This window comes from Caballeronia sp. (assembly GCF_049581465.1).
In the GTDB taxonomy this organism is placed as follows: Bacteria; Pseudomonadota; Gammaproteobacteria; order Burkholderiales; family Burkholderiaceae; genus Caballeronia.
This window is the reverse complement of record NZ_JBAUSA010000624.1, coordinates 1-2226: the sequence shown is the minus strand read 5'-3', so window position 1 is coordinate 2226 and position 2226 is coordinate 1. Positions and strand designations below refer to the sequence as shown.

Sequence of the window (2226 nt, the reverse complement as noted above, 5' to 3'; positions counted from 1 at the left end):
GTGCCGGCGTGGCTACCGTGGGCGCGCGGTTGGCTCGCAGCGCCCCGCGAACCACTGCCGGGCGACTTCAACATGCCGCGGGTGCAGGCGCCGACCTTCGGTGCATCCGAGAGGATGGTCGTGTCACCGGGGCGCGAGCAGTACGGTATCTTCGAGATGCCGGGCGGGCAGTCGGGGCATCCGCTGTCGCCGTATTTTCTCGCGGGACATGAGGCGTGGGTGCGCGGTGACGCGACGCCGTTCCTGCCGGGGGGAATGGTTCATCGGCTTGAATTGAGGGGGCCCGCGCAGTGATCTGATTGGGACGCGGAACCACGCCGCGTGATGACCCAGGCTCAGTGTTTATGGAGTGTGCGGCTCAAGTTATGCCCGCTCGCGCCGATAAAGCGATTCGAGACTGCTCTGCGGCCAGGCGTTGCGCCGCAACTCCGGAACTACACTACATGAATACAAGATTTGTGGTCCTGTGCCTGACGCTGGTATGCGCCCTTCTAGCTGGCTGCACGACGCCGAAGATCCTCTAGCAGAACGCCGGAAGCATCGAGACTAACAGGCTATTGCCACGGCGATACAGGCGCCGGAAATCGATGCCGACGGTCACATTGTCACTCCGTGGATCCCTCGTAGGCGGGGCGGCTGTTCTGCGCGTCAATCGAGCCAATTTTCGACAGTTACGCCGGGATAGGCGGCGAAGTCCCGAATATTGTTCGTGACCACAGGTACGCCCAACGCGACAGCATGCGCAGCGATCAGTTTGTCGAGTTGGTCCTTGTTCCGCTCGCGAGTCGCCTCTCGAATTGGACCGTATGCACTTGCAGCGGCAGCGGTAAAGGGCACTACCTCGATGAGCTCGATCAACGACGCAAGATTGCGTCGCTCACGCGACGGCTTTGCACAGACAACGACGCCGTATTCAAGTTCTGCAAATGTAATCGCCGACATAACCACGTCCCCGACATAGCATTGAGCAAATCGCCGCGCTACTTGCTCGGGTTGGTTCTTCATCAGGTAAATGCACATGTTGGTGTCTAGCATATAGCGTGGCATTACAAATCCTCACGTTCGGCTTGTTGATGGCTCCCACGGCCTTCGGCCATGAAGTCAGATCCGAACTTGGCAAACCTGTCGAGCACCCCTGCTAGCGAGCGACGTGCGGGGCGAATGCGAATCTCGTCGCCCACGCGCTCAATCTCAACTTCAACTTCAGTGTTCGCGTAGGCCAACTCGGCCGGGATACGAACCGCCTGTGAATTGCCATTGCGAAAAATCTTAGTGGTTTGCATGATCCGCCTCGCTATGTATGTACGCTGTATGTACTATAGCAAGAATCGTGTCAAATGTACATACGTAGTGTGTACTAAACCAGCTCGGCTGCGGAACACCGTGAGGACGACCAGGAACCAATTTCAGCAACCGTTCAACGCGGCGAGCAGGCGCGCCGAGACGGTTTCCGCAATCACCCGCGCGACGAAAGAGCGCGCTCAATCTTTTGGTCCTTCTTGTACTGGCTCAAAGCATAGACGCACCCGATTGCAGCCGGTATCCATACGACGATGGTGATCTGGAGCAACAAGCAGATGACTCCAGCGAACGGGCAGCCGATCGTGAACAATTACAACCCAGGCAAAATCAGGGCGAGCAACAGGCGCATTTCAATCCTCGTGTGGCTAGATTTTTCGCCACCAGTTGCGTAACGCCGCTTTAGTCGCCGCTCACGCACGCCTCGTCTAGCGAGTCGTAGTAGGCCAACCGGTCTTCTTTGTGGATGATTGCTGGAGGATAGCCAGTTTTCATCAACGCGAAGTGTAGATGTCGAAGCCAAGCGCGACCACTAGCGCGTCCGGCTGAAAGCGATTGACGGCCCGCAGCGCTACACCGAGCCTCTCGAAGAAGACCTCTTCCGATGACCCGTGCGGCATCGGCAAGTTGACGTTGTAGCCTTCGCCGCGCGCCGCGCCGCGTTCATCCTCGAAGCCGGCGACGACCGGATAGAAGTTGGTCGGGTCGCCATGTATCGATACATACAGCACGTCGTCGCGGCCATAGAAGATCTCCTGGCGCACTGCAATTGTTCTCGATACAAGTGGACGGCAGCATCCTGACAGCGTATCAAGTTGGCGGGGATCCGACTAACCTAAGCGAGTGGGTTGACTCTTCGTTGTACTTGTAACTTGTGGCCCGAACGCAGGAAACCGTCAATGACATCCACGTACGGCGGCTTCCTTA

At 57.9% G+C, this 2226-nt stretch carries 4 protein-coding genes and 1 pseudogene; 1 reads left to right on the top strand and 4 read right to left on the bottom strand.

What is annotated here, in order from left to right; genetic code table 11:
* Window positions 1-294 (top strand): penicillin acylase family protein (locus tag WCA53_RS15210; protein ID WP_423911738.1); only part of this gene is annotated, 294 nt, incomplete at its 5' end.
* A gap of 354 nt (window positions 295-648) precedes the next feature.
* Here the strand turns inward: WCA53_RS15210 and WCA53_RS15205 are convergent.
* The 4 genes and pseudogenes from WCA53_RS15205 to WCA53_RS15190 form a co-directional block, all read right to left on the bottom strand.
* Window positions 649-1047 carry a type II toxin-antitoxin system VapC family toxin gene (locus WCA53_RS15205; RefSeq protein ID WP_423911734.1) on the bottom strand — a complete coding sequence of 133 codons (399 nt, stop codon included), beginning with the start codon at window positions 1045-1047 and terminating at the stop codon, window positions 649-651.
* The gene (gene vapB, locus WCA53_RS15200) at window positions 1047-1283 is read right to left on the bottom strand and encodes a type II toxin-antitoxin system VapB family antitoxin (protein WP_423911730.1); all 237 of its coding nucleotides are present in this window, start codon (window positions 1281-1283) and stop codon (window positions 1047-1049) included. The genes WCA53_RS15205 and vapB overlap by 1 nt, the downstream gene beginning before the upstream one ends.
* A 173-nt stretch (window positions 1284-1456) precedes the next feature.
* Entirely contained in the window at window positions 1457-1612 is a 156-nt protein-coding gene (locus WCA53_RS15195; protein WP_423911727.1) for a YqaE/Pmp3 family membrane protein, read from the bottom strand.
* Between the two features lie 193 nt (window positions 1613-1805).
* Window positions 1806-2057: pseudogene (locus tag WCA53_RS15190) on the bottom strand (histone deacetylase family protein); the annotation flags it as partial.
* Window positions 2058-2226: the final 169 nt, after the last annotated feature.